Here is a 22,932-nt window from a genome sequence, read left to right as displayed (position 1 = left end):
TTAGATTCTTTACTTTTTTATAACAAATGCTTTAACTTTTAAATGTTTTTTTAAAAGATTGATTTATAAATTTCCAATGCTGTCTAACTCTCTTTTAAGGGGTTCGATTTCTCTTAAAAAACGTTCTTTGTTTTTACCAACCATAGGTTCGCCCGAAGGTAAATTAAGTTTTAAGGCATCAACCTGCACGCCATTTTTCCAAAACCGGTAACATACATGAGGGCCAGTAGCTAAACCAGTACTTCCTACTAAGCCGATGGTTTGACCTTGAGAAACTTGTTGGCCTTTACGAACCAAGATTCTCGACATGTGTAAATATTGAGTAGAGTAGGTACCGTTGTGTTTTACTTTTACGTAATTACCGTTTCCGGCAGTATAACCTGTTCGCTCGATCACACCACTTGCAGTACTCGATATTGGTGTTCCGCTCGGTGCAGCGTAATCCGTTCCTTTGTGTGCTTTCCATGTTTTTTGTACCGGATGAAAGCGATTAGAGGTAAAGCGAGAACTTATGCGGCTGAATTTAATGGGTGTCTTTAAGAAAAAATTCCTTAATGTTTTACCGTCCTCATCATAATAAGCAACTTTTCCCGATGCCGTGTCTTGTATGAATGGAAAAGCGTACACAATCTTCCCTTTGTATTCAAAAAAGGCAGCCTCTATATCTTCGGCACCGTCATAAACGGTATCGTTAATAAAGCGTTCGTTGAATATTAAACCGTAGCGATCTCCTTTTTTTAATTTAAAGAAATCGACTGACCAAGCAAATATTTTTGTGATTTGAGATGCTAAACCTACATCTACTTTTTGGTTGCCTAAGGTTTCAGATAATGATCCTTTTAATACTCCGCCCAAGACCTTTCTTTTATAGGTTACTGGTTTTGTTTTTTTGTATGCTACGGGAATACTGTCTCGTAAATCGATCACATAATAGTTAAGTGCATCGGGTTGGTAAACGAAATATTGCAGTTTATTAGTTTTGTCTTTGGTCCTAAATAAGGTGTACACTTTGTGATAGCGCATTGTTCTGACATTAAATGTGTCGCGAACATTATTAACAATATCAAATATTTTTTGATCACCAATATTTTGACTCTGTATAATGGTTCCAAAAGTATCTCCTTTTTTGATCGTGTCTTTGATGACATTATAATCAGCGTAATTAAAGCCAAATTCAACTTTATCAGCTTTTTTTGGTTTCACAATCTTAGTTTCAACTTTATCTGCTTTTTTATCGCACGAGAGTATTGAAAGTAATACTAATATAATTACACCTATTCTTTTCAAATCAATTCTTTTTAAAGTATTTATTCCTTTATTTTTCGTGTCCCCAACTAGCCAACTCTTCTGCGCTCCAAAGTTCAGGAAAGAAGATGCGACGTTGGTATTTTGGATGCATGTATTTTTGCCAATCACTTCCTCCGGTTGCTTCACCAGATCCTTGACCACTTTCGACAATATATTTTATGGCAGTTTTTAAATGCTGCATCACCCACGTAATGTTTACAGTATAGTCATAATGACGCATTGCAGAAACTAATTGCGGATTGTTTTGATCTTCGGTTGGAAGTTGTTTGAATTTTTGCCAAATGTTTTTGGACTTATACGCTTGCATTCGAACTAGAAATTGTGCTTTATATTTCTTTTCGAATTGCTGTAACAAATAGGATTTGTTACCTGTTTTGTAGTCTTTTCCGGCTGCTTGCCAATACAAATGTTCAAAATTATCTTCTAAAGAGCTGTCCGAATTTATAACAGATTTGTAGCGATGGTCAGTAAGGTTAATAAGGTCAGTCGAAGAAAACTCGATTAAACGGTATTGTGCACTTTGAAAACCACTGGCTGGCGTCAAGGTATTTCTGAATTTCATATATTGATCGACGTCCATTCCGTCTTTCATGACGTCAAAAGAAGTAGTAAGCATTTCAAAGTAACGGCTAATTCGCGACAATCGATCACTAAAGAAAGCGGTGTCAATTGTTTCTTTGTCTGCAATTTGCTCCACTTCCCACAAAATCATTTTAAAAATTAATTCATTGACCTGATGGTACATGATAAATACATTTTCGTCAGGAAGTGTGGTGCGTTGCACTTGAAGATTTAAGAGAGCATCAGTTTGTATATAGTCCCAATACGTAATTGGTTTCGACCATAAAAGTCCTTCAAGCTGCACTTCGGTCTTTTGATTGATGGCTTGATACTTTAAATCAATTTCTTTTAAAATTGATTCCGATTGCTCGCTGATGTTCATTATTTTTTTATTTTTAAGGGGCTTTGTAATCCTCTAAAACCATCGATATCGGCTTTCAAAGATCCAACCGCTAAATCTGCTTTTATGCGTACAGGTAATTTATTCTTGTCGTCTGTTATCCAAAGCGTTAAGCTTTCCTTTTCTTTAAAAACACGACCTTTTTGCACTAAAGGTTTGAAGATCATGGTAGACACGGTTCCAAATTTAGTTGTAATATCTTCACGACCCGCAAATTTTAACTTAAATTTTGTGATTTCGTCGTCAAAGAACATATCGATTGCAATCGATTCTCCGACTTTTAAATTATCGATATCGGGATGGTTGCGCAAGTAATAAAAAGAAGACACAATGTCTTGTACATTTTCGGTTACGAGAATTGTTTTTTCAGATTTGCGTTTGTAATCCTTAACTACAATTCGGTTCTGCTCTTGGTTAAAAAAACCTTCTTGATCTTTAGTGTAGCCACCTTCATCAATTTTACGAACATAACGATAGGGTTTACCTGTAATCTTATCAAAGTAACTTTCATACAAATCTTCGACTTTAAAGAAAAAACGAGACATTCCAGTTGTGTAACCTTTACCCACGGCATGGTACACTTTTTTATTATTTATTGTAGCGTCTGTAATTTGTATCGTAGCATAGCCAGCATTTACAATGCCGTAATGAATTCTGAATTTGAACCATTCGCCGGTGTCAAAAGCAGTGTCTGTTTTTGGTTGAAAACTAAATAGCGGGAGAAATAATATAAGTAAAAATATTTTTTTCATAGTTTTTAGATTTGACATTTAGTAACAAGAAATGCAAATTCTGTTCCAAATGTACCAAAACAAAAAAACTCAGTCAAGTAATGACTGAGTTTTTATGCTATTAACTAACCAAAAAACTATAAATTATGAAATTTATATCAAATCTGGAAGGAAACCACCCCTTCCTGTTTTGCGAGTGCAAAGATAGTTAGAAAGAAAAGAAATAATTCAATAAAAATCTAGTTTAACAAAAGATTTGCAATTAATTGGCTGCTATATGGGTTATTTTTTGAGGAAATGAAAAAATTATGCAAATTTATAAAGTTCCTCGCAATTCTTGTTCTCTTTCGATCGACTCAAAAAGGGCTTTAAAGTTACCTGCACCAAAGCCTTTGGCTCCCATTCTCTGTATAATTTCGAAAAATAAGGTAGGACGGTCTTCTACTGGTTTGGTAAAAATTTGCAAAAGGTATCCTTCTTCATCAGCATCAATCATAATTCCTAATTTTTGAAGTTCGGTAATGTCTTCCTTAAATTTATGCATATGATCTTTTAATCTTTCTGGAATTCCATCGTAATAGGCCTGTGGTGGAGTACTTAAAAAATCAATTCCGCGAGCGCGCATCTCGGCTACTGTACTAATGATGTCATCAGTAGCAACCGCAATGTGTTGCACGCCAGAACCTTCGTAAAAATCTAGATATTCTTCAATTTGTGAGCGTTTTTTACCTTCTGCTGGTTCGTTGATAGGAAATTTAATTCTCCCGTTTCCATTACTCATCACTTTAGACATTAATGCCGAATAATCGGTAGTAATTTGTTTGTCATCAAAAGAAAGAAAATTTACAAATCCCATCACATCTTCGTACCATTTTACCCAAGTGTTCATTTCATTCCAGCCCACGTTTCCAACCATGTGGTCAACGTATTTCAGACCAACTGAAGTTGGATTGTAATCTGTTTTCCATTCTTTGTAACCCGGTAAAAATGCACCGTTGTAATTTTTGCGCTCTACAAATAGATGAACGGTTTCTCCGTAGGTATAAATTCCGGCACGAACTACTTCGCCATGCTCGTCTTTTTCGACCGTTGGTTCCATAAAAACTTTGGCACCACGTTTGGTTGTTTCCTCAAAAGCCGAACGAGCATCTTCTACCCATAAAGCAATTATTTTGACACCATCACCATGTTTTTTTACGTGTTCTCCAATTGGAGAATCGCTATTTAATGCGGTTGTTAAAACCAAACGAATTTTATCTTGTTTTAAAACATAGGAGGCACGATCTCGCATTCCAGTTTCTAGTCCGGCGTAAGCGTGCGACTGAAAACCAAAAGCTGTTTTGTAAAAATGAGCCGCCTGTTTTGCATTTCCTACATAAAATTCAATGTAATCTGTTCCCATTAATGGAAGAAAGTCTTGTGCGCCTTCGAATATTTTTTCTAAGCCGTATTCTACTGATTTAATTTCTTTTGACATGATGTTTTATTTTTTTTAATCGGTTAGGCGTTTATTTGAGAAACCGAAAAATGTTGTTTTTGAAATTTGATTTTTAGCCCTGATAGCAGCGGCATCCTTTTGTGTCTGCCGCGGCAGATGCAAAAGATCTAGTGGATAGCAGGAAATAGCTTCTAATTAATATTGGAGTGAAATAATGCTAGATTAGATTATTCCATCCATGATTTATAGTACTTTCCGTCATCCAATCCCATTGCTTCTTCGGTCACCATAAGTGGTCTGAAAGTATCAACCATTACGGCCAATTCATGCGTTTCGGTGTGACCAATGCTTCGCTCCATTGCTCCAGGTGCTGGACCGTGCGGAATTCCTTTTGGATGTAAAGTAATATGTCCTTGCTCGATATTGTTGCGACTCATAAAATCTCCGTCTACATAATAGAGCACTTCATCACTGTCGATATTACTGTGATTGTAGGGTGCAGGAATTGCTTTTGGATGGTAATCGTACAATCGCGGGCAGAAGGAGCAAACGACAAAAGTTGCGGTTTCAAAAGTTTGATGCACTGGCGGCGGTTGGTGCACGCGTCCAGTTATAGGTTCGAAATTATGAATCGAAAAACCGTACGGAAAATTATAACCATCCCAGCCAATAACATCAAAAGGATGTGTGGCATAAACAATTTCATGCATCATTCCCTCTTTTTTGACTTTTATTAAAAAGTCACCTTTTTCGTCGTGGGTTTCTAGTTCTGTAGGTAATTTAAAGTCTCGCTCACAAAAAGGAGAATGTTCTAAATGTTGTCCAGATTCGTTTTTATAACGCTTTGGTGTGTAAAATGGAGCGTAGCTTTCGACGTAAAATAGTCTGTTTTCTGATGAATCAAATTCGATTTGGTAAATCATTCCTCGCGGAATAATGAGATAATCACCGTATTCAAACAAAATATTGCCCATCATGGTGCGCAACTTTCCTGTTCCTTTGTGAATGAAAATCATTTCATCGGCGTCGGCATTTTTATAAAAATAGGTACTCAACGATTCTTGCGGAGCCGCTAAACCAATGATGCAATCTTTATTGACTAACATTGCTTTTCGGCTGTCTAAAAAGTCTTTTTGTGGTTGTAGTTCAAATCCCTTTAATAATAACGATTTGATATTTTTGCCAATGGCAATTTTGGGCTCAACCGAGTACGATTTTAGTATTTCTTTAATTTGAGTTGGTCGATGCGTGTGGTATAATAAGGCTGAGTTTCCGTGAAAACCTTCAGTCCCAAATAGTTGTTCGTAATATAAACCACCGTCTGGTTTTTCGAACTGAACGTGTCTCTTTTGAGGAATATTCCCGAGTTTATGGTATAATGGCATGATCTTATTAATTAGAAAATTAAACAATCAGATAAATGGAAGAGGTGACTGACTTATTATAATCAGCGCTGTTTCTACTTCACTGATTAGATAATTACTCTGGATTTCTCTTGATGAGAAATTGTAAATACGATAATAAACCGAGCCATTTTGTTTTCATTATAACAAATATCGTAAATTTTATTTAAAAAAATTACTAATTTAAAATTCAAATCCAATTTTGAACCAAGTGAAACCTTTTGCATTTTCAGGTGACCAAGAGTATTTTAATTCGATCGGCCCAATTCTAGATTCTATTCCGTAACCAAGTGCATATCCTGAATATTTTGGTACAGATATCCAATCGACAGATTCAAAAAGGTTGTCTTCGACATTGGCGTAATTCGCAGAGAAATTTACGTGATTTTTTTTGATGAACTCATAATCTACCGTCACTGCAGCTTTTATAAAACTGTTTGCAGCGAAACTCAAAAAATCATAACCATAAAAATAATTAGAGTTGTTAATTTTGTCGTAACCATAACCTCCCAAGGCAAAATTAAAAAAGGGTACACTATCTTGACCCAAAGAAAAACCAGCTTCAGATTCAACATTCACTGATAATTTACGAACTATGGTAAAAGCAGTACCAATTTTTCCTTTAGCTATAGAAAAGGGATTAAAGTTATTGGTGTAATCGGAAGAGGCCAGATAGGTCTGAAAATCTCCTGAGAAATAGTAACCCTTGGAGGGGAAATTCTTTTTGTTGTACGAATCAAAAATGGCGTAACCAAACAAGCTAATGTAATTACTTTTATCAATATTAGAGTCGTCAGCATTTATGGTTTGCGAACTTATTCGTAAAAATTTGTATTCGGCACCACCACCAATTAATATTTTATTTAAAAATAGTGATTGAAAATAGGCTTTATTGGTAATGTCGAAATAATCGGTATTTATCAAATTAGCATTTTTTCCATTATCGAAAGAACTGCTTATGCTTGTAGAGATGTTTCGGTTGAATTGTTGCAATTTGGAACTGAATCCCCAACTGATGTTAAAGCCATTTTCGATAAAATAATTAAAATTATATCTAAAATTATCCCCTAACACAACGTCTAGTGATGCATTATCATTTTTGATGAATGTTTTTTTACGCGTTAAATTAATAAGCACACCACTTTTATACAAGCCGTCGTAATGCAGTCCGAACTTTAAAAACGTTTTGGTCGGGTTTTCTATCAACGTCAAATTTAAGTTATCTTTCTCTTTTTGCTGTTCTAAAGCATAGGAGATGGTACTGAAGTTCTCGGTAGCATTTAAATTATTAATTCCAGTTTCTAAATCTTGATACGTTATGGTAGAATTTGGTTTGAAACGAAGTTTACTAGTAACATATTGTCTGGTGTAATTTTCGATCGAATTGTAGTTGATATTTTTAATTTGCAAAGTATCTGACTCTACTTTTAAAGGTGGTTTTTTGTAAAAATGTTCTGTTTTTCCTAATGATTTTAATTGCTCATAGACCGCAAACGAAGCTTCTTCTCCTTTACGAATAATTTCCGCACCTTTGTCAAACGAAATTACACCGTAATCGCGAATGTCGGGTTTGATGTAAATATCGGTTTCAGAAATTTTGCGTTTCATTTTATCAATGGACTGCAAATTGGTGATTTGAACCAAAATTTTGGTCGCATCTTTTAGGTTTTTGCGAGTCAGTAAATCATCTTGTACATCGACACCTATAATAATGTCTGCACCTAATTTTTTAATTTCTTCTAACGGATAATTGTTTACCACACCGCCATCGACCAACAATCTGCCGTCGATCTCAACAGGGGCAAACAAAGAAGGGAAGGAAGCACTTGCTGTCATGGCTAAGGCTAAGTTTCCTTTGTTTAAAACAATTTCTTCGCCCGTTTCAATATCGGTACCAATACACAAAAAAGGAATAGGTAGATTGTTAAAATCATGAACGTGTCTCACATTTCGAGTCAAGCTACTTAGTAAATTATAATTATAAACCCCTTTGGAAAGTGCTTGTGGAATACCAATTTTTAAATTACTAAAAGGCAAAGTGATTGCATATAAAGCATCATTTCTTTTTTCGTAGAAATTTTTGGAAGCTCTGGGTATGAAGTCGTTTATTAAATTATCGAAATTCGTTTTTTGAAAAATAGAATCAATTTGTGCGGCGTTGTAACCCGAAGCATAAAGTCCGCCAATTATGGCACCCATACTAGTTCCGCCAATGTAATCTATTTTTATTCCTGCTTCTTCAATGACTTTTAAGACACCAACATGAGCAAAGCCTTTGGCGCCACCACCACTTAAAACAAGACCTACTTTTGGTCTTTGGGTATTTGATTGCGGTGTTTTTTGAGCAAATGAAGATTGAATTGAACAGAAGAACACGAGAATGATAGCCACGCCCCAGATGGAAGAGGAAACCTGCTGCCGTTTGAAGCCTATTTTTTGTGGCGCTAAAAGAGCGACCTTGGAAGCTCCTTTTGGGGCAATATAAAAAAAGGATTGAAAGAAAGCAGTTGGAATGGACAGCTGGATTAGGCGCATAAATTAGGCATTGGTTTTGTAAAAGTCGACAATTTTTTTGGCTTTAGATACACCAATGACCTCAGATATTTCTTTTTCGGTGGCAAGTTTCAATCTTTTAACACTTTTAAAATTTCGGATGAGTGTTTCCATAGTTTTCTCTCCAATTCCAGGTATACTTTCCATCGAAGAATTGAGTGCAGCTTTGCTTCGTTTATCGCGATGAAAAGTGATTCCGAAGCGGTGGGCTTCGTTTCGCAATTGCTGAATAATTTTCAAGGTTTCTGATTTTTTATCCAAATACAGCGGGATTGAATCTCCGGGATAAAAGAGTTCTTCGAGTCTTTTGGCGATACCAATAATGGCAATTTTACCACGTAATTCGAGTGCGTCTAAACTTTTTAAGGCAGAAGACAATTGGCCTTTACCTCCGTCAATAATAATTAGCTGTGGCAACGGCTCATTTTCGTCCAGCAATCGTTTGTAGCGGCGGTACACCACTTCTTCCATTGACGCAAAATCGTCTGGACCTACAACGGTTTTAATGTTGAAATGGCGGTAGTCTTTTTTGCTTGGTTTACCATCTTTAAAGACCACACAAGCCGCCACAGGATTAGTTCCTTGTATGTTAGAGTTGTCAAAACATTCAATATGGCGCGGCTCGACAGGTAAGCGTAAATCTTTTTGCATTTGTGCCATGATGCGTTTGGTGTGGCGATCTGGATCGACGATTTGCAGTTGCTTGAGTTGTTCGATTCGGTAAAACTTAGCGTTACGAATGGACAAATCTAATATCTGTTTCTTGTCGCCCAATTGCGGAACGGTGACTTTTATTTTGTCGCCTAGATTCATTTCAAAAGGCACAATGATTTCTCTCGAGAGTAAATTAAAGCGCTCCCGAAGTTCTACTACGGCAAGCTCGAGCAATTCTTCGTCGGTTTCGTCCAGCTTTTTTTTCATTTCTAAAGTATGCGAACGAATAATCGAACCGTGCGCTATTTGTAAAAAGTTAACGTAGGCTGCGCTTTCGTCTGAAACAATTGAAAAGACATCGATATTGGTAATTTTTGGATTGACGATAGTAGAACGCGATTGATAATTTTCGAGCACTTCTATTTTTTCTTTAATCTTTTGTGCTTCTTCAAAACGCAAATCTTGCGCTAAAGTCACCATTAATTTTTTGAAATCTTTCAAACTTTCTTTGAAATTTCCTTTTAGAATTTCTCGAATTTTATCGACGTGATTTTGATAGTTTTGTAACGTTTCAAATCCTTCACACGGTCCTTTGCAATTGCCAATATGGTATTCTAAACAGACTTTAAATTTTCCGCTTTCTATATTTGATTTGCTCAAATCATAGTTGCACGTTCGCAGCGGGTACAATTCTTTTATTAAATCTAAAATGGTATGTACGGTTTTGAAACTGGTATATGGCCCAAAATATTCAGAGCCATCTTTGACCATTCTTCGGGTAGAAAATATGCGCGAGAACGGTTCGTTTTTAATGCAAATCCAAGGGTAGCTTTTATCATCACGAAGCAACACGTTGTACCGTGGTTGCAAGGTTTTAATTAAGTTGTTTTCGAGTAGTAAAGCGTCCGTTTCTGTAGGAACGACAATGTGTTTTATCGTTACTATTTTACGAACCAATACATTTGTTTTGGCTGTATCGTGTACTTTATTGAAATAAGAAGAGACTCTTTTTTTTAGGTTCTTGGCTTTTCCAACATACAGTATTTTTCCGTCTTTGTCGTAATATTGGTATACGCCAGGATTGTCGGGTAAGGTTTGTATTTGAAGTTCAAGAGATGGATTTTGCATGGTATTTTGTACTGAAAAGCGAGTATTTTGTGCGACTAAGAAGGTTTTGCTTCAATTATTTTCTTAATCTGGAATTCGAATCAAATTTACAAATTACAAATAATAATTTCTATATTTAGGCTTTATTTTAGTTATGAGAGAATTGAAACCTATGATTATTTTTGGCGAAACCGTTTTGCCAGGAGAAAGTAGAACGATAAATGTTGAAATAGCTCGTTTGCACACGACTACCAAACTCAATATTCCGGTTATTATTCGACGTTCAAAAATTGCGGGCCCGACCGTGCTTTTTTCGGCTGGAATACATGGTGACGAAATTAATGGCGTGGAAATAGTTCGACAATTGATCTATAAAAAAATTAATAAACCCGCACGCGGTACAATTATTTGTATTCCGGTCATTAATGTATATGGCTTTATAAATAGAAATCGGGAATTTCCCGATGGACGTGATTTGAACCGTGTTTTTCCTGGAAGTCGAAGAGGTTCGTTGGCCAGTCGGTTTGCCTTTCATTTAGTAGAGGATGTTTTGCCCTTGCTTGACTACGCAGTAGATTTTCATGCTGGTGGAGCGAGTCGTTTTAATGCGGCTCAAATTCGATTGACCGATGATGATGCTGAATTGAAAGTTTTAGCGGATATCTTTAATGCGCCTTTTACTTTGTTTTCTAAAAACATAGCAGGCTCATTTCGCAATGCTTGTTCTAAATCTAATGTCAAAATGCTGCTTTTTGAAGGCGGAAAATCGTTAGATATCAATCAAGATATTGCCAATGAAGGGGTTAGAGGTGTGAAACGATTGTTGAAATACCTTAATATGTTGGATGAAAAGCAACTGGATGAAACTGCACTACATCCCACAATTTATATTAAAAATTCGGTTTGGATGCGCGCTAAATGTTCAGGTTTGCTGCATGATTTTAATATGGTTGGACATTTTGTAACCAAAGGAACTATTTTAGCAACAATTACTGATCCCTTCGGGAAATTTGAACGGAAGGTAAAAGCGCCGCATGAAGGTTACGTTATTAATGCCAATCATTCACCAATTGTTTATCAAGGTGATGCTATTTATCACATTTCAAAAGCTGGATTAGAAGATGAGCTGGACTAAAAAAGAACTTCGAATTAAGTATAAAGCACTACGATCTTTAATGTCCGAACACGACTTGGAAGAGAAAAGTATGGCAATTTCTAACCAATTAATCCAAATGGATATATGGAGCCGCACCTATTACCATATTTTTCTGCCCATTGTAAAACACCATGAAGTCGATACCGAATTAATCTTGCATGTTTTAGCAGGAAAAGACAAGGAAGTCGTTATTTCTAAAAGTGAGTTCGACTCGAGAACAATGACGCATTTTCTACTCACAGATAACACTACAATAAAAACAAACCAATACGATATTCCAGAACCAGTTGATGGAATAGAAGTGCCCAATTCTAAAATTGAAGTGGTTTTTGTACCGCTTTTGGCTTTTGATATAAAAGGGAATAGAGTTGGTTACGGAAAAGGTTTTTACGATAAATTTCTATCTGAGTGCAAGCCTGAAACACTCAAAATTGGACTTTCATTTTTTGAAGCCGAAGATCAAATTGAAGATGTTTTTGAGACCGATGTTCGTTTGGATTATTGCGTAACTCCAGAAAAAGTGTACCGATTTGAAGGGAATTAGTTACTCAACTATTAATAAATAGTCATTAGTACCTATTCTCGCTTCACTTCTATAATTGCACTGGCTTCAATCCAACCTTCTGTACCGTCGGTCAATTCAATTTTTTTCCAAGAATTTAAAGTTTCTTTCACATACAATTTTGCACCTTCGTGTAAAACGACAATAACTGAAGCTCCTTTTTGAGGTTCACTGTGTATTTCGGTAATTTCGGCAAAAACAATAGCTGGTCGATTGTTATTAAAAAAGTGTTTTTCTGAAATTGCAGCCGAAAAACTTAAAAGTAATACGAAGATCAGCAAAAACATTCCCGTAAAATAGAGTCGTTTTGCAAGTGTTAATTGAGAAAGATAGTAGCCAATAAAGCAGAATAAAAAGCAGAATGAAAGCGCAACGCAGATCCATGCCCAGGTATTGTAAGTAAAAATTCCAGTGAAATTCTGAACCAATTTGGCAAAACCAACTTTAGGAACGTCTTTAATCTCGTCAATAGTTAGTTTTTTTGCAAATTTTAAGTTGTTTAGTGCAGCGGCATCATTTGGTCTTAAAAAGAGTGCTTTCTCATAATTGTAGATCGACGGCGCAACTTGATTCAGCTTGTAATAACAGTTTCCTAAATTGAAATACAAGTCTGCCGATTGTAATTTTTCCGTCTTTAAAATATCTTCATAAGCAGAGGCCGCTTCTTGATATTTTAAATTGGTGTATAAATCGTTCGCTTTTTCGAAACTCGATTGTGCAAAAAGAACTTGCGTAATGAATAAAAAGAGAAACAGTATATTTTTCATTTGATGCTATTTATTTGGTAACGAGCAACGTTTTGTTTACGCTTTTAATTGCTTTTCTAATTCGGAAATAATCACAACTGCTTTATCAAAATCATCTTGAATGGTTGCGCTAGAAGCCGGAGCGTATCTCGCAAACTCGCAATTTTCAGTCAAATTAATGAAATTCTGTACCGATTCTGGCTTTGCATTCTGCGACAATAACAGTTCTTGAATGTTGTCTTTACTCATTTCAGAAGTCTCGATGTGCAATTTTGCCTTTAAGAAATTATGCATGGCTTTCTCTAAAGCAATGTAAAAAGCTTCTTTGTTATTTAGTTGTTTCTTGGCTTCAGATAGATATTTTTTGGCCAATTTATTGTTTCTTTTAATTCGGTTTCCAGTAACATCACCATCAATAGCTTCTTTCTTTTTCTTCGCTACAATGATAATTGGTAACAGTAGAAAGGGCAAGAGTAATAAGGCATAGAAAAATTTGGAGCCATAAAAATCTTTCTGATTGATTGGTTTTAAATCTGTTTTTAAAGCAATGTATTTGAATTGTTCTGCCGCAGCAATTTGATTTTTGTCTAAGTTCGCAGTTGAAGCAGCGTTCGCAGCTGCCGGCATTGGTCCATCCAACACATTGACCATTATTTCTGGCGCAGTAATGGTTTTATAACTATTCGAACCGATGTCAAAATACGAAAATGACAATGGTTTTATGGCATAATTCCCTTTGTATTGCGGTACGATAGTATAACTGTCTGAAATTTTTCCATTCATTCCAGCCAAAGTGGTGTTTACTTTTTCGTCGTGTACTGGGTCGTACATTTCGAGCGCATTTGGAACTACGGGTTTGGGTAAGGTAAACAATTTCATGTTTCCAGTTCCAGACACAGAAACTAGTAAATCTAAACTTTCGCCATTTTTTAAAGAGGTTTTAGAAGGCACTACTTTAAAATCAAATTTACCAACAGCACCACTAAAATCTTCTGGTTTATTGGCTTCTGGCAATGCTTTAACACGAATTGTTTTTGATCCTGCAGATACGCGTTTGTGTCCATCTGTTACAACAACTTGTCCAAACATACTGCGTCTGTTGGTTGGTAATTGCACATCAATGTCCAAAGCCAGAGGTTCAATTTCTAGTTTTCCTGATTTTTGCGGATATAGCACTGTTTTTCTGAGTACTACATAACGGTACTTTTCGCCTTTATACGTGCCTTCTTCTGCAACGAGTTGTTTGATGTCGATGTTCTGGCTCCAAAAATCATTGTATTTTGGCTTATCCAATTCTCTCCAATTGGTAATCCCGATGTTGTAGCTAAAATACAGCTTATAAACTACTGTAATTGGCTCGTTTACGTACGGATTCGTTTTGGAAATTTCGGCAACTAAGTATAAATTATTGTCGGCTGAAGGTTGTTGAGGATCATTCGGGTCTCTTTCTTGGGCAACGGCATCGGTTACATTGATCTTTATGGGCGAAGTTTTGTAAATCTGCCCGTTGTATTCAATTGCTGCTTGTTTAATCACTAAGCTCCCTTTTTGATTGGGAACTAGGAAATAAGAGTATATTTTTTCGAATGAACTTTTACCATTGATCCACGATTGGCTTACTTGTTGACTTGGGCCAGCAATTACTCTAAAGCCATCAAATGAAGGCTGCATAAAGTTATCGCCATCCACGTTCATCGCAAAGTCGATGCGCAATCTTTCGTTTAATCCAAGCGTAGTTTTGCTGACTCTGGCTTCAAATTGAACTTGAGCCAATAGACTTTGAAAACTTAGTAATAGTATAAAAATATATTTTTTCATTTAGATTTTTCTCAATCGAAACTTTGCTTTATTTTTTTAATTTTTCAGAATAAATTGTTACCAATCCTTCTCTGCTTTTCTAGGAGTTGCTTTTGCTTTTTGTGCATTTATTTTATCCTGAATTTTCTTTTCTTCATTGTTCACAGCGTCTAATAAATTTTCGACTCTTTGCTTAGAAATCCCGCCAGGTTGTGGTTTTGGCTCTTTGTCTTTATCGGAAGGATCGTCTTTTTTAGGTTCTTTATTTGGATCATCTTTATCCTTTTTATCCTTATCCTTGTCGTCTTTTCCGTCTTTTTTATCTTGATCTTTTTTATCCTTGTCTTTTTGATCGTCTTTTTTGTCTTTGTCTTTATCTTTATCTTTATCCTTGTTTTGATCTTTTTTCGGTGGATTTTCTTTTAGCAGTTTTTTAGCCAAAGCATAATTATACCGCGTTTCATCATCAGTAGGATTGTTGCGCAGCGCATTTTTATAGGCTTCCACTGCTTGTGTATAATCTTTCTCTAACATAAAGGCATTCCCTAAATTGTGGAAAGCTTTATGTTTTTGCGGCTTTGTTTTCGCATTTTTTATAGCATTTGCATACGCAAACTTCGCTTCGCCAGCCTGCTTTTGTTTGTAAATCGTATTCCCCATATTGTAAGCTGCAACGCTGCGATTTGGAAATCTTGATTGTGAGATACGGTAGTTGGCTTCGGCATCAACGTAGTTTTTTTGCGCATATTCTTCGTTGGCAGTAGGCAAAGCTTTATCTTTTTCTTGAGCCGAAAGAAAGGCAGAAACACAAAGTAGAAATGTCAGTATAAAATGTCTCATTATATATTTTTTGCTTATAAATTAGATCTATAAGTTTATTTTTTTTCGTTGAATAAGTTTAAAGAAGAAACCCATTTAGTTTTTCTTTCTAATAAAAAAACATCTAATAATAGTAAAAAGAAAGCAAATCCGAGGAACCATTGAAACTGCGATTGAAACTCGGCCATTTGTGTCGATTCAAATTCTGTTTTCTGAATATTATCTAAAGCACTTTTTATGTAATCAATGACTACTTTCGTGTTGTTTCCATTTACATAACCGCCATTCGTAGCTTTTGCAATCGCTTTTAAGCCATCTTCACTCATTTTAGTAATAACGATTTCATTATTATTGTCTCTTTGAAAACTTTGTACGACACCGTTTACTTTCAGTGGAATTGTTGCTCCTTTTTCAGTTCCAATACCAATGGTTATAATTTTCATTCCGATTTTTTTGGCTTCTTCCGCTGCAACTTCTGCACCATCTGAGTGATCTTCTCCATCAGAAATCAATATCAATAACTTACTCGTTTTACTTTTTTCGTCAAAATAATTGGTAGACAATTTAATCGCCTCATCCAAAGAAGTTCCTTGAGATGAAACAATGTCTGGACTCATCGTTTGTAAAAACATTTTGGCAACACTATAATCACTTGTAATTGGTAACAGTGGAAAAGCACTTCCGGCGTAAGCCACAATTCCGATTCGATCACTGCCCAATTGATTGATGATTTGCGAAATGATTTGTTTGCTTTTTTCTAATCGGTTTGGTGCAACATCTTCGGCAAGCATACTTTTAGAAACGTCCATTGCAAAAACAATATCTATTCCTTCGCGTTTTACAGTTTCCATTTTAGTTCCAATCTTCGGATTAATAAGTCCGACAATCAAAGCCGTGAAAGCCAATAGCATTAGTGTCAATTTAAAAACTGGTTTAAAACTAGAGCGATTTGGAGCCAGTTGCTTTACCAATTCTAAATCACCAAATTCACGTTGTTTTTTTCTTTTCCAATATAAATTGTAAAAGTAAATCAACACCACAATCGGGATGATTAGCAATAGATATAAATATTTTTTTTCGTCTAATTCCATAGTGTTTTTAAATTGCGTCGTCTTTACGTCGACACTCAAGTCCAAAAATAAAATTGTAAATTCCAATCTCTTATCAACTACATTGCGTTGATGAATTTAGATTTAAATAAAACTTCTATAAACGGTATTTCGTAAACCAATTTCTAAGAGCAGCAAAATTCCTGCTAACAAAACAAATGGTCTATACTTTTCGTCGTAATCGTAAAACTTTAATTCCTCGATTTCTGTCGTTTCTAATTTATTAATTTCGTCATAGATCTCAGCCAATTTGCTGTTACTCGTTGCTCTAAAATATCTACCATCGGTTTTTCGAGCAATGCTTTTCATCAAGGGTTCGTCAATTTCAACTTTAGCATTTCTAAATAGCAATTGACCTGTAGGAGAAAGCGCATATGGAGATTCTGCCATACCGTTAGTTCCAATTCCGATTGTGTATACTTTTATATCATATTGTTTGGCAATATCAGAGGCTGTTTCAGGCTCAATAAAACCCGCGTTATTTACTCCATCTGTTAGCAAAATAATAATCTTGCTTTTTGCTTTGCTGTCTTTCAATCGGTTAACTGCGGTAGCCAATCCCATTCCAATTGCTGTTCCATCTTGTAAAAGCGTATCGTATTTGATGGATTTAATAGCTTCTAATACAACTGCTTTATCGCTAGTTACGGGAGTTTTAGTGTAAGCTTCGGCGGCGTATAAAACCAAACCAATTCTGTCATTCGGTCGTTCAGTCACGAAGTCTGCAGCAACTCTTTTTAACGCTTCAATACGGTTCGGTTTTAAATCTTTTGCTAGCATACTTCCGGAGATGTCAACTGCCATAACAATATCAATTCCTTTAGTCGTTTTAGTTTGGTTACTTACATCCACTGTTCTTGGTCGTGCCAATGCAATGATCAAAGAACAGAGTGCTAAAATTCTAAAAACACTTAAGAAGGGTTTTAGTTTTGCAGCTAATGATTCTGCGCCCGAAAAACCTTTTAACGAACTCATTTTTAAGGTCGGTGATTGTTGATTTTTTTTCCAAAACAACCATGCAATTGCAACAGGAACTAGTAGAAACAACCAAAAAAACTCTGGATTTAAAAAAGTTATCTTTTCCATTAATTTTTAGCTTTTTGAAGTTCAACCGACTCTAAAATACGTTGCGAAATTTCGTTTGCGTAGGTATCACCTTCTTCGTGGTAGATAGCAATTTGTTGCAAGCCGCCTTCCTGGCTGAACATTAAAATTTCATAATACATTTTGGTACTTGATTTTGTTGCTCCGTTTAAGAACGTAAAAGTACCGTAGCCTTTAATTCCGCGGATACCTTCTTTAGTATCAAAGTCTTCTTGTTTAATGATCATATTTTTTGCTCCTTGTGCTTCGGTATACTTAAGAGTCACTTCCAGCGCTTTGGCGAGGTCAATTTGTGTTTCTTGCTTGTACTTGGCTGTCGAAACCATCAAATAAAAGTTATCAAACATACTTCCATAACCAAAGTTTTGCATTTCTTTGATTAAAGCTAATCCTTCTTTTGGTACTGTTTTACTAATGTCTACTCGTTTTAAAACTTTAGGTGTTTGTATGTAAACAATAGGATTTCCATAACCGCTTTTTACCCATTCGCCTTCCAATAATTCTTTAGAAGGATGGCCAAGGATATTGTCTTTTACATAAGTGAAACCTTTGGTGATGATAAAAAATCCAGTGACAAGTACAATTAAAGACACTACACTTACAATAGTAATAAGAATGCGTTGCTTTCTCTTTTTCTGTAATTGTGCTTTAATTTGCTTTTGACGCTGTGCTTCATTCAGTACATTTTCTTCTTCATCAACGACATCTTGCGGAATCGCATTATCTAAGGTTAAAATTGCTTTCTGAATTTTATTGCGGTCTTCGGTAATTTCAAAATCCAATGGTTTTGATTTGGCAAATTTTACCAAATCGGCTTGACGCAACACACGCTCTAAATTACTTACTGTTTCGGGCGTAATGGTCATTTTCTTTTTTATAGAAGCTGCTTGTAGTGCAACAATCAGTTCTGAAGTAGTGCTTTCCATGGCAGGAACGTCAATGGCTTCTTCAATATAATTACGAGCAATATCGGTAAGTTCACTATAGTATTCTTTAATCTCACCTTTTTGCCAAAGCTCTTTTTTCTCTAAATTGTTTAATAAACTAGTCGCTTTTTCGATCGGAGTTTTATAAACTTCCTCTTCGATCGCTTTCTTTTGTTTTCTTCTAATCAACCAATATATAGCTGCAGCAATTAGAGCAATAAGAACTAATCCTAAAATATATTTCCACCAATCGCCTAATTTATCTTTTACAGGAGTAATATCTTTAATGTCGTACATTTTTTGTTGTAAGGTATCGACCTTTACAGCAGCTACTTCAACAGTAATGGAATCGGTAAGAAATGGCTTTTTATCAATTAGAATTTTGATACTTGGAATGCTGTATTTTCCTGAATCAAATTGAGTTAGACCATATTTTTTAATTAATTGGTATTGATCGTTTTTCTTAATGGTATCAATCGGGTACGATTCGATAACTTCCAAAGCGCCGATATTTTTTAATTTTGGAAACACCACTTTTGAAGACGAACTAACAACGGCTGTAACACTTAGTTTGAACTCAGCTCCAATTTTGTTTTTGGTAGTATCAATGCTTGTTGTAATTTGCTTTTGTTGGGCAAATGCAGCAAGATTCATTAAGAATAAAAATATGTAAAGTTTTAATTTCATAGGATTAACGCTTGTTGATTAACGCTTGTTGATTGGTCAATCAAAACACTCAAATTTTATCTCGATTTAAAATAGCCTAGCAATTTGGTCACATAACTTTCGTCTACTCTTGTATGTACTACACCAGCACCCGATTTACTAAAAGTTTCTTTGAAATAACTGACACTATTCACATAGTTTTTTTCGTAGTTGATACGAACTGATTTAGAACCCGTATTAATAGTCTTTGTTTGTCCTGTTTCGGCATCGACCATATCTACCATTCCGATATTCGGAATTTTTTCTTCGCGAATGTCATACACTCTGATTCCAGTAATATCGTGCTTTTTAGCCGCTATTTTTAACGTCTGCTCGTAATCACTTGACATAAAATCGGAAATGACAAAAACAATAGCTTTCTTTTTCTGTGTTCCAGATAAGAAACGCAACGCTTGCGCGATGTCTGTTTTTTGACTTTTAGGACTGAATTCGATTAGTTCGCGAATGATACGAAGTACATGTGAACGTCCCTTTTTGGGCGGAATATACAATTCAATTTCATCCGAAAATAAAATCAAACCAATCTTATCATTATTAGTTGTCGCCGAAAAAGCCATAGTGGCAGCAATTTCGGTTACAATGTCTTTCTTAAATTGATTTTTAGAACCAAAGCTTTCAGAACCCGAGATATCAACCATTAACATCATGGTTAACTCGCGTTCTTCTTCAAAAACCTTTACATACGGCTCGTTGTAACGTGCAGTTACGTTCCAGTCGATAGAACGAATATCATCGCCAAATTGATACTGACGCACTTCGCTAAAAGTCATTCCGCGACCCTTAAACGAAGTATGGTATTCTCCCGAAAAGATATGATCGCTCAACCTTCGGGTTTTAATTTCTATTTTACGAACTTTTTTGAGTAAGTCTTTTGTTTCCATTTTTTTAGTGATTAGTGAATAGCGGTTAGTGAATAGCAAAAAGCGTAAGGCTCATAACTAATCACTGGTACTAATTACTATTTATGGAACTTCAATTTCGTTTACAATTTTATTAATAATGTCAACTGAAGTTACATTTTCTGCTTCTGCTTCGTAAGTGATTCCAATTCTGTGGCGCAATACATCATGTACAACGGCACGAACATCTTCTGGAATTACATAACCACGACGCTTGATGAATGCATAACATTTGGCTGCATTGGCCAAGTTAATACTTCCACGGGGTGAAGCTCCAAAACTAATTAACGGTTTTAAGTCTGCTAATTTATATTTCTCTGGATAACGCGTTGCAAAGACAATATCCAAGATGTATTTCTCTATTTTTTCATCCATGTAAACTTCACGAACCGCTTCTTGCGCGCGTAAAATTTGCTCCACAGAAACCACTTGATTTACTTTCTCGTAGCTTCCTTTTAGGTTTTGACGAATAATAAAGCGCTCGTCTTCTAATTTTGGATAATCAATTACGGTTTTTAGCATAAAACGATCGACTTGCGCTTCTGGCAATTGATAAGTTCCTTCTTGCTCTACTGGGTTTTGAGTAGCTAAAACTAAGAACGGGCGATCTAATTTAAAAGTCGTGTCGCCAATAGTAACTTGCTTTTCTTGCATCGCTTCTAACAATGCCGATTGCACTTTGGCTGGCGCACGGTTAATCTCATCGGCAAGAACAAAATTAGCAAAAATTGGTCCTTTTTTTATAGAGAATTCATTATCCTTGATGTTGTAAATCATCGTACCAACAACGTCGGCTGGTAATAAATCGGGTGTAAATTGAATACGGCTAAATGAACCGTGAACCGCTTGCGCCAAAGTATTAATGGCTAACGTTTTTGCTAAGCCAGGAACTCCTTCTAACAAGATGTGTCCTTGACCTAAAAGACCAATTAACAAACGCTCGACCATGTGTTTTTGGCCTACAATAACTTTGTTCATTTCCATGGTAAGAAGGTCTATAAAAGCACTCTCTCTTTCAATCTTTTCATTAATTGCTCTAATGTCTAAAGTCGCGGTATTCTCTTCCATATAAATTATTTTAAAACCCTTAAATTTTAAGCCGTCTTTTTGAGAGTGCAAATTGAATATTTTTTAAGAAGTAAGATGTTAAAGAATGGTTAAAACTTCGACGAATGACCTAATTTTAAGGGCGAATTGTGATTCTATTTTCTTATTTTTAAGAACTTTATTAAATAGACTTCAAAAGCATTAAAATACCTTTACAGAAAATTGTTAAAAATCATGAATAAAACAACACTATCGCCTATAATTGCGGGCACTATGAATTGGGGAAGCTGGGATAAAAATCTGACTTCGAAGGAAATGTCAAACGTAATTCAGGTTTGTTTTGAAAATAAAATAACCACTTTTGACCATGCCGATGTTTACGGCTCATATACCACCGAAGCAGAGTTCGGAAAGGGGTTAGCGGCAACCAATATTGAGCGTGAAAAAATTCAATTAATTTCAAAATGTGGCGTTCAAATTCCGGCGCACAATCGACCAGCAAAAATTAGGTATTACGACTACTCCAAACAACATATTATTAATTCGGTAGAGCAATCATTACAGAATTTACAAACAGATTACTTAGACGTGCTTTTATTGCACAGACCAAGTCCGTTAATGCAGGTGGATGAAATTGCCGAAGCCATTCAGAAACTGAAATCGGAAGGAAAAATAGTCGAACTTGGATTGTCAAATTTCAGCAATTTACAGACTGATTTAATTCGCCAGAGATTAGACGTTAGTTACAATCAAATACAATTTTCGGCTACCAATTTTGAGCCTATGATCGACGGCCGTCTGGATTATATGCAATTGAATAATATTCGTCCTTTGTCAGGAAATCCACTGGGAATAGTGTTTAGAGAAGATAAAAAGAAAACCAGAAGATTGAAGGTTTTATTGGCGTCCATGGTCGAAAAATATAGAGTGGGTGCAGATACTATTTTGTTGAGTTGGATTTTACAACATCCTGCAAAAATAATTCCTATTGCTGGAACAGTAAATGTGGCTCGAATTCAAAATTTGATGAAGGCCGTCGATTTGAAATTAGATCGTGAGGATTGGTTCGCCATTTGGACAGAAAGCAGAGGTTCTGAAGTAGCTTAAGATATTAAATTAGAATACTACGAATGAAAAAAACAGTTTTAATTACCGGAGCAACAAGCGGAATTGGTAAAGCAACAGCGCAGTTATTGGCGCAAAATAATTTTAATATTGTTCTTTGTGGAAGGCGAGAAGAGCGATTATATTTGTTGCAAAAAGAACTTTCGACCCACACAAATGTGCACACTTTGCAGTTTGATGTACGCGATAAAAAAGCTGTTTTTGATGCAATTGAATCCTTGCCGGAATCTTTTTCTACAATTGAAATATTAATTAATAATGCAGGAAATGCCCATGGTTTAGATCCAATACAAAATGGAGATTTAGACGATTGGGATGCAATGATTGACATTAATGTAAAAGGACTATTGTATGTTTCTAAAGCAATTATTCCGAAAATGATTGCTCAAAAATCGGGACATATTATTAATATAGGATCGACGGCTGCCAAAGAAGTATATTTAAATGGAAATGTTTATTGCGGAACCAAACATGCGGTTGATGCAATTACGAAAGGAATGCAAATTGATTTGAATGCACACGGAATTCGAGTCGGCGCCATCCATCCTGGAATGGTGGCAACCGAATTTAGTGAAGTTCGCTTTAAAGGAGATACTGAAAAAGCCGCCAATGTTTACAAAGGATTTGATCCTTTAGTGGCTCAAGACATTGCCGATGTTATTCATTTTGTAATCACGAGACCCTATCACGTAAATATCGCCGATCTGGTAATTACGCCAACTGCTCAAGCTTCGCCAACAATTGTTCATAAAACACTGTAG

At 35.7% G+C, this 22,932-nt stretch carries 19 protein-coding genes; 4 read left to right on the top strand and 15 right to left on the bottom strand.

Translation table 11 applies throughout. The features are described from left to right. Positions 1-63 precede the first annotated feature (63 nt). From AP058_RS13035 to uvrC, 7 genes are all read right to left on the bottom strand, one after another. Entirely contained in the window at positions 64-1,287 is a 1,224-nt protein-coding gene (locus tag AP058_RS13035; protein ID WP_066311693.1) for a peptidoglycan DD-metalloendopeptidase family protein, read from the bottom strand. A 28-nt stretch (positions 1,288-1,315) separates the two neighbouring features. Beyond that, positions 1,316-2,251, bottom strand: coding sequence for a tryptophan 2,3-dioxygenase family protein (locus AP058_RS13030; RefSeq protein ID WP_066311692.1), 936 nt, complete (start codon positions 2,249-2,251; stop codon positions 1,316-1,318). Further along, on the bottom strand, positions 2,251-3,021 hold the full coding sequence (locus tag AP058_RS13025; RefSeq protein ID WP_066311691.1) for a DUF3108 domain-containing protein: 771 nt from the start codon (positions 3,019-3,021) through the stop codon (positions 2,251-2,253). The genes AP058_RS13030 and AP058_RS13025 overlap by 1 nt, the downstream gene beginning before the upstream one ends. 295 nt (positions 3,022-3,316) lie before the next feature. Further along, a complete protein-coding gene (gene hppD, locus AP058_RS13020; RefSeq protein ID WP_066311688.1) occupies positions 3,317-4,477 on the bottom strand; it encodes a 4-hydroxyphenylpyruvate dioxygenase in 1,161 nt (386 codons plus the stop codon). Between the two features lie 188 nt (positions 4,478-4,665). Beyond that, positions 4,666-5,823, bottom strand: coding sequence for a homogentisate 1,2-dioxygenase (locus tag AP058_RS13015; RefSeq protein ID WP_066311687.1), 1,158 nt, complete (start codon positions 5,821-5,823; stop codon positions 4,666-4,668). Positions 5,824-6,024: 201 nt separating this feature from the next. Further along, positions 6,025-8,376, bottom strand: coding sequence for a patatin-like phospholipase family protein (locus AP058_RS13010; protein WP_082706660.1), 2,352 nt, complete (start codon positions 8,374-8,376; stop codon positions 6,025-6,027). Between the two features lie 3 nt (positions 8,377-8,379). Then, positions 8,380-10,176 carry an excinuclease ABC subunit UvrC gene (uvrC, locus tag AP058_RS13005; RefSeq protein WP_066311685.1) on the bottom strand — a complete coding sequence of 599 codons (1,797 nt, stop codon included), beginning with the start codon at positions 10,174-10,176 and terminating at the stop codon, positions 8,380-8,382. 133 nt (positions 10,177-10,309) lie between these two features. On the opposite strand from uvrC, the gene AP058_RS13000 reads away from it, so the two are divergent. After that, positions 10,310-11,290, top strand: coding sequence for a succinylglutamate desuccinylase/aspartoacylase family protein (locus AP058_RS13000; protein ID WP_082706659.1), 981 nt, complete (start codon positions 10,310-10,312; stop codon positions 11,288-11,290). Further along, complete coding sequence (locus tag AP058_RS12995) at positions 11,277-11,855, top strand: 5-formyltetrahydrofolate cyclo-ligase (RefSeq protein WP_066311683.1); 579 nt, start codon at positions 11,277-11,279, stop codon at positions 11,853-11,855. Before AP058_RS13000 ends, AP058_RS12995 begins: the two co-directional genes overlap by 14 nt. Before the next feature lie 32 nt (positions 11,856-11,887). Here AP058_RS12995 and AP058_RS12990 read toward each other — a convergent pair whose 3' ends face one another. From AP058_RS12990 to AP058_RS12955, 8 genes are all read right to left on the bottom strand, one after another. Then, positions 11,888-12,640 carry a tetratricopeptide repeat protein gene (locus tag AP058_RS12990; RefSeq protein WP_066311681.1) on the bottom strand — a complete coding sequence of 251 codons (753 nt, stop codon included), beginning with the start codon at positions 12,638-12,640 and terminating at the stop codon, positions 11,888-11,890. Between the two features lie 36 nt (positions 12,641-12,676). After that, positions 12,677-14,437 (bottom strand): BatD family protein, encoded by a 1,761-nt coding sequence (locus AP058_RS12985; protein WP_066311679.1) that lies wholly within the window; start codon positions 14,435-14,437, stop codon positions 12,677-12,679. A 57-nt stretch (positions 14,438-14,494) separates the two neighbouring features. Further along, positions 14,495-15,256: a tetratricopeptide repeat protein gene (locus AP058_RS12980; RefSeq protein WP_066311677.1), complete on the bottom strand. Its 762-nt coding sequence runs from the start codon at positions 15,254-15,256 to the stop codon at positions 14,495-14,497. 35 nt (positions 15,257-15,291) lie between these two features. After that, positions 15,292-16,326, bottom strand: a complete 1,035-nt coding sequence (locus tag AP058_RS12975) for a VWA domain-containing protein (RefSeq protein WP_066313416.1) — start codon at positions 16,324-16,326, stop codon at positions 15,292-15,294. A gap of 102 nt (positions 16,327-16,428) precedes the next feature. Then, complete coding sequence (locus AP058_RS12970; protein ID WP_066311666.1) at positions 16,429-17,430, bottom strand: VWA domain-containing protein; 1,002 nt, start codon at positions 17,428-17,430, stop codon at positions 16,429-16,431. Next, the gene (locus AP058_RS12965; RefSeq protein ID WP_066311655.1) at positions 17,430-19,061 is read right to left on the bottom strand and encodes a hypothetical protein; all 1,632 of its coding nucleotides are present in this window, start codon (positions 19,059-19,061) and stop codon (positions 17,430-17,432) included. The genes AP058_RS12970 and AP058_RS12965 overlap by 1 nt, the downstream gene beginning before the upstream one ends. Positions 19,062-19,117: 56 nt before the next feature. Next, positions 19,118-19,981, bottom strand: a complete 864-nt coding sequence (locus AP058_RS12960) for a DUF58 domain-containing protein (protein WP_066311653.1) — start codon at positions 19,979-19,981, stop codon at positions 19,118-19,120. 81 nt (positions 19,982-20,062) lie between these two features. Continuing rightward, positions 20,063-21,067, bottom strand: coding sequence for a MoxR family ATPase (locus tag AP058_RS12955; RefSeq protein ID WP_066311651.1), 1,005 nt, complete (start codon positions 21,065-21,067; stop codon positions 20,063-20,065). A gap of 213 nt (positions 21,068-21,280) precedes the next feature. Here AP058_RS12955 and AP058_RS12950 point away from each other — a divergent pair, with 213 nt between their 5' ends. Together AP058_RS12950 and AP058_RS12945 are read left to right on the top strand one after the other, a co-directional pair. Continuing rightward, on the top strand, positions 21,281-22,153 hold the full coding sequence (locus AP058_RS12950; protein WP_066311648.1) for an aldo/keto reductase family oxidoreductase: 873 nt from the start codon (positions 21,281-21,283) through the stop codon (positions 22,151-22,153). A 23-nt stretch (positions 22,154-22,176) separates the two neighbouring features. After that, complete coding sequence (locus AP058_RS12945) at positions 22,177-22,932, top strand: SDR family NAD(P)-dependent oxidoreductase (RefSeq protein WP_066311645.1); 756 nt, start codon at positions 22,177-22,179, stop codon at positions 22,930-22,932.

It is taken from the genome of Flavobacterium sp. TAB 87, assembly GCF_001529295.1.
Lineage (GTDB): Bacteria > Bacteroidota > Bacteroidia > Flavobacteriales > Flavobacteriaceae > Flavobacterium.
The sequence above is the reverse complement of the archived record's forward strand: the minus strand, read 5'-3'. Positions and strand labels throughout refer to the sequence as shown.

What these genes read in the sequence shown, in the direction of transcription:
- AP058_RS13030 (WP_066311692.1), bottom strand. Translation starts at nt 2,251, where the DNA reads ATGAACATCAGCGAGCAATCGGAATCAATTTTAAAAGAAATTGATTTA.
- AP058_RS13025 (WP_066311691.1), bottom strand. Translation starts at nt 3,021, where the DNA reads ATGAAAAAAATATTTTTACTTATATTATTTCTCCCGCTATTTAGTTTT.
- hppD (WP_066311688.1), bottom strand. Translation starts at nt 4,477, where the DNA reads ATGTCAAAAGAAATTAAATCAGTAGAATACGGCTTAGAAAAAATATTC.
- AP058_RS13015 (WP_066311687.1), bottom strand. Translation starts at nt 5,823, where the DNA reads ATGCCATTATACCATAAACTCGGGAATATTCCTCAAAAGAGACACGTT.
- AP058_RS13010 (WP_082706660.1), bottom strand. Translation starts at nt 8,376, where the DNA reads ATGCGCCTAATCCAGCTGTCCATTCCAACTGCTTTCTTTCAATCCTTT.
- uvrC (WP_066311685.1), bottom strand. Translation starts at nt 10,176, where the DNA reads ATGCAAAATCCATCTCTTGAACTTCAAATACAAACCTTACCCGACAAT.
- AP058_RS13000 (WP_082706659.1), top strand. Translation starts at nt 10,310, where the DNA reads ATGAGAGAATTGAAACCTATGATTATTTTTGGCGAAACCGTTTTGCCA.
- AP058_RS12995 (WP_066311683.1), top strand. Translation starts at nt 11,277, where the DNA reads ATGAGCTGGACTAAAAAAGAACTTCGAATTAAGTATAAAGCACTACGA.
- AP058_RS12990 (WP_066311681.1), bottom strand. Translation starts at nt 12,640, where the DNA reads ATGAAAAATATACTGTTTCTCTTTTTATTCATTACGCAAGTTCTTTTT.
- AP058_RS12985 (WP_066311679.1), bottom strand. Translation starts at nt 14,437, where the DNA reads ATGAAAAAATATATTTTTATACTATTACTAAGTTTTCAAAGTCTATTG.
- AP058_RS12980 (WP_066311677.1), bottom strand. Translation starts at nt 15,256, where the DNA reads ATGAGACATTTTATACTGACATTTCTACTTTGTGTTTCTGCCTTTCTT.
- AP058_RS12975 (WP_066313416.1), bottom strand. Translation starts at nt 16,326, where the DNA reads ATGGAATTAGACGAAAAAAAATATTTATATCTATTGCTAATCATCCCG.
- AP058_RS12970 (WP_066311666.1), bottom strand. Translation starts at nt 17,430, where the DNA reads ATGGAAAAGATAACTTTTTTAAATCCAGAGTTTTTTTGGTTGTTTCTA.
- AP058_RS12965 (WP_066311655.1), bottom strand. Translation starts at nt 19,061, where the DNA reads ATGAAATTAAAACTTTACATATTTTTATTCTTAATGAATCTTGCTGCA.
- AP058_RS12960 (WP_066311653.1), bottom strand. Translation starts at nt 19,981, where the DNA reads ATGGAAACAAAAGACTTACTCAAAAAAGTTCGTAAAATAGAAATTAAA.
- AP058_RS12955 (WP_066311651.1), bottom strand. Translation starts at nt 21,067, where the DNA reads ATGGAAGAGAATACCGCGACTTTAGACATTAGAGCAATTAATGAAAAG.
- AP058_RS12950 (WP_066311648.1), top strand. Translation starts at nt 21,281, where the DNA reads ATGAATAAAACAACACTATCGCCTATAATTGCGGGCACTATGAATTGG.
- AP058_RS12945 (WP_066311645.1), top strand. Translation starts at nt 22,177, where the DNA reads ATGAAAAAAACAGTTTTAATTACCGGAGCAACAAGCGGAATTGGTAAA.